This window comes from Pseudomonas sp. GXM4 (assembly GCF_008923895.1).
In the GTDB taxonomy this organism is placed as follows: domain Bacteria; phylum Pseudomonadota; class Gammaproteobacteria; order Pseudomonadales; family Pseudomonadaceae; genus Aquipseudomonas; species Aquipseudomonas atacamensis.
On the sequence record NZ_WBRZ01000376.1, the window covers coordinates 1 to 4,043 of the forward strand.

4 protein-coding genes are annotated in these 4,043 nt (G+C 61.9%); 3 read left to right on the forward strand and 1 reads right to left on the reverse strand.

Annotated elements, in window-relative coordinates:
• Positions 1 to 100 precede the first annotated feature (100 nt).
• Entirely contained in the window at positions 101 to 1,756 is a 1,656-nt protein-coding gene (locus F8N49_RS26105) for an MFS transporter (protein ID WP_122603017.1), read from the forward strand.
• Entirely contained in the window at positions 1,753 to 2,895 is a 1,143-nt protein-coding gene (locus tag F8N49_RS26110) for an HlyD family secretion protein (protein WP_151553161.1), read from the forward strand. Before F8N49_RS26105 ends, F8N49_RS26110 begins: the two co-directional genes overlap by 4 nt.
• Positions 2,896 to 3,020: 125 nt before the next feature.
• Here F8N49_RS26110 and F8N49_RS26115 read toward each other — a convergent pair whose 3' ends face one another.
• Positions 3,021 to 3,215, reverse strand: a complete 195-nt coding sequence (locus F8N49_RS26115; RefSeq protein WP_110600946.1) for a hypothetical protein — start codon at positions 3,213 to 3,215, stop codon at positions 3,021 to 3,023.
• Between the two features lie 106 nt (positions 3,216 to 3,321).
• Between F8N49_RS26115 and thpR the strand changes: the two genes are divergently transcribed.
• A complete protein-coding gene (gene thpR, locus F8N49_RS26120) occupies positions 3,322 to 3,861 on the forward strand; it encodes an RNA 2',3'-cyclic phosphodiesterase (protein ID WP_071172838.1) in 540 nt (179 codons plus the stop codon).
• Positions 3,862 to 4,043 lie beyond the last annotated feature (182 nt).

Here is a 4,043-nt window from a genome sequence, read left to right on the forward strand (position 1 = left end):
GAGCAGGCTCGCTCCCACCGGGTTCCTTGGTGTCCGTCGAGTCGTGTATTGCCCGTCAAATTGCGGCAAACTTCCTCTACCCCCAGCACCAGGCCGATCCATGGATAAATACGCCCCGCGCAACTGGCAACCCCACGAAAAGCCCAGCCTGCCCGGTTCCCCATCGACCCCGTTGCACTCCACGCCCAAGCGCTTGGCTTATGCGGCGGTTGGCGTGCTGGTGGCGGTGACTGGTGGGTTGGGCAACTCGTTGGTGGTTGCCAACCTGCCTTACCTGCAAGGCTCGCTCGGCGCGACCACGGCGGAGATGGCCTGGCTGCCGGCGGCCTACGTGATGACCAACGTGTCGATGAACTTGCTGTTGGTGAAGTTTCGCCAGCAGTTCGGTTTGCGCGCATTCACCGAGGTGTTTCTGGTGCTGTATGCCCTAGTGACCTTCGGCCATTTGTTCGTCAACGATTTGAACTCGGCAGTGGCGGTGCGGGCTGCCCACGGCATGGTTGGTGCTGCGCTGAGCTCGCTGGGTCTGTATTACATGGTCCAGGCGTTCCCGGCGAAGTGGCGGCTCAAAGCGTTGGTGCTCGGCCTCGGCACGTCGCAATTGGCGTTACCGCTGGCGCGGCTGTTTTCCGAAGACCTGTTGCAGATCGCCGAATGGCGCGGTTTGTACCTGTTCGAATTGGGCATGGCCCTGCTGTCACTCGGCTGTGTCTTGCTACTGAAATTACCGCCCGGTGACCGCTTCAAAACCTTTGAAAAACTCGATTTCCTGACCTTCGCCATCCTCGCCACGGGTGTAGCTTTGTTGTGCGCGGTGCTGTCGCTGGGGCGGATCGACTGGTGGCTGGAGGCAGACTGGATCGGCGTGGCGCTGGCCTGTTCGATCGCGCTGATCATCATGGGCCTGGCCATCGAGCACAACCGCAGCAACCCGATGTTGATGACCCGCTGGCTGGGCAGCGGAACGATGATCCGCCTAGCGCTGGCGGTGACTCTGATCCGCATGGTCACCTCGGAGCAATCCACCGGCGCCGTGGGGTTCATGCAGAACCTCAACATGGGCTATGAGCAGTTGCACAGTCTGTATGTGGTGATGCTGATCGGCAGCATCGCCGGGCTTGCCACCAGCGCGTTGACCATCGACCCCAAACATTTGCTGATGCCGTTGATCATTTCCTTGGCGCTGATGGCCACCGGTTCGGTGATGGACAGCTTCTCGAATAACCTCACCCGTCCCGCCAACATGTATTTCAGCCAGTTCCTGCTGGCATTCGGCAGCACGTTTTTTCTCGGCCCGACCATGGTCTTCGGCACGCGCAACGTGCTGACCAATCCGCGCAACCTGGTGAGTTTTTCCGTGCTGTTCGGGATCTGCAATAACCTCGGCGGACTGCTCGGCGCGGCGTTGCTCGGCACTTTTCAGATCGTGCGGGAGAAGTACCATTCCAGCCACATCGTCGATCATCTGGTGATGTCCGACCCGTTGGTGGCCGCGCGGGTGCAGAGCGGCGGCTCGGCCTTCGGCGGTTTGCTGGCGGACCCGAGCCTGCGCAATCTGGCCGGCATTCGCAGCCTCGCCAATGCGGCGACACGCGAAGCGAACGTGCTGGCCTATAACGATGTCTTCATGCTGATCGCGGTCATTGCCGTCCTGACCATGATCTGGCTTTCGATTCGCGCGTTGTGGCTGATGAGCACCACCAAAGCCATTGAGCCGACACCTTCCGTACCACCCAGCGGTGCCACTTCTTCATGACCGAACCGACCACCACAACCACCAACGCCATCGCCGCCACACCTGAAGGGGAGGCGCCGCCGTCATCACCCAACACTGCGCCGCGTTCGCTGCGGGTGCGGATCATTTCTTCGCTGGGCTTTGCCGCAATCGCCATCGTCGGCGTGTTGATCGTGTTGTATGCCTGGCAACTGCCGCCGTTCAGCAGTGCGGTCGAAACCACCGAAAACGCCTTGATTCGCGGGCAGGTGACGATCATCGGCCCGCAGCTAAGCGGCTATGTGTTCGAAGTGCCGGTGCAGGACTTCCAATACGTCAAGGCCGGGGACCTGCTGGTGCGTCTGGACGACCGCATTTATCAGCAGCGCCTCGACCAGTCCCTGGCACAACTGGCAGTGCAGAAGGCCGGACTGGCCAACGTCGTGCAGGAGCGCAACAGCGCCGAAGCAACGATCAAATTGCGTCAGGCGGTGCTCGCCGACAGCCAGGCGCAGTTGCGCAAGAGCGAGGCCGATCTGCGGCGTAATCAGGAGCTGGTGCGCGACGGCTCGGTGTCCAAGCGCGAATTTGACGTGACCCTCGCTGCCAACGCGCAAAGCACGGCTTCTGTGGCGCAGGCCAAGGCCAATCTGGAAATCGCCCGGCAGGATCTGCAAACGGTGATAGTCAATCGCGGCTCGCTGGAAGCCGCCGTGGCCAGTGCCGAAGCGGCGGTGCAACTGGCGCGGATCGATCTGTCGAACACGCGAATTGTCGCCCCGCGCGACGGTCAGCTCGGGCAGATCGGCGTGCGCCTCGGCGCCTACGTCAACTCCGGCGCGCAGCTGATGGCGTTGGTCCCGGACCAGAAGTGGGTGATCGCCAACATGAAGGAAACCCAGATGGCCAACGTGCGCGTCGGGCAACCGGTACGCTTCACCGTCGACGCCTTGAACCACCGCAGATTCACCGGCCACGTGCAGCATATTTCGCCGGGCACCGGCTCGGAATTTGCCTTGCTGCAGGCCGACAACGCCACCGGCAACTTCGTCAAGATCGCCCAGCGCGTGCCGGTGCGCATCACCATCGATGCCGATCAGCAGGAAGAAGAACGCTTGCGGCCGGGGATGTCAGTGGTTGTCAGCATCGACACCGCCGCCGGCGACACCCAACCCCACTGATCAATGCATGACCCTGTGGGAGCGAGCCTGTTCGCGAAAGCGTCGTATCAGTAACATTTCTTTATCTGACACACCGCTTTCGCGAGCAGGCTCGCTCCCACAGGATTAGTGCTCACAGGGTCTATTCACTCGGCCGAGGGGGTGACCCGGCAACTTTTGCGGTTGCGAATCTGCTCGTCGCTGGGCCTTTCGCGAACGAATTCGAAGCGCGGTTCGCCTTCGCTGTAATGCACCAGCCAGCCCCATTCCAGTTCGCTTTCGTCCTGTCCGGGATGTGGTGGCCGGGCCCACCAGGGTTCTTTGCTGAGGATCTCGCGCATGGCAGCCTCCGGTTGATGGCAATCCTTGAACTATAGCTTCCTGTCGCGAGTCGTCAGAACAGGCTGTGTAGAATCGGCGCGATCATGACGATATGGGGGCAGGGCGATGATGGATGAAGTGCGCAGGCAGGAACCGTCGAAACGGCTGTTTTTCGCTTTGGATTGCCCGCCGGCGCAGCGCAAGGCAATCGCCCAGTGGCGCGCGGAACTGGGCCTGCGCAGCGGCAAACCGGTGCCGGCGGATAATTTTCATCTGACCCTGCTGTTTCTCGGTGCGGTGCCGCTGGCGCAGATTCACGGCGTCTGCGAAGCAGCGAGCAGTGTGCGTATTCCCGGCGAAACGTTGCGCATTGCGCTGGATCGTTTGCAGGTCTGGCATCGCCCCGGTGTGCTATCGCTGGCACCGGAACAGGCGCCGCCCGCGTTGTTGCGCCTGGTCTACGCGCTGGAGCAGGCGATGCTGCCGTTCGGTTTTGACGAGCCCACCCACGAGTTCCGCCCGCACCTGACACTGGCGCGGGAGTACCGCGCGCCGGAGCCGGAAGCGCGCACGCCGCCGGAGTTCTTTCTGCGTGCTGAACGCTTCGCTCTGTTCGAATCGCACAAGGGTCGCTATCGGGTTTTGCAGGACTGGCCGCTGATCTGAACGGACAAAAAAAGGCGCCCGAAGGCGCCTGCAAATTCACCCGAGCCGAGGGAGCCGGGTAAGGCCGTTCAGAGCAGGGTGCAGCGGTGGTAAGGCGCTGCGTGAACGGAAATCTGGCAATGTCCGAATTCGATCGAAAACCTGTGGGAGCTGGCTTGCCAGCGATGGGGCCAGCGCATCTA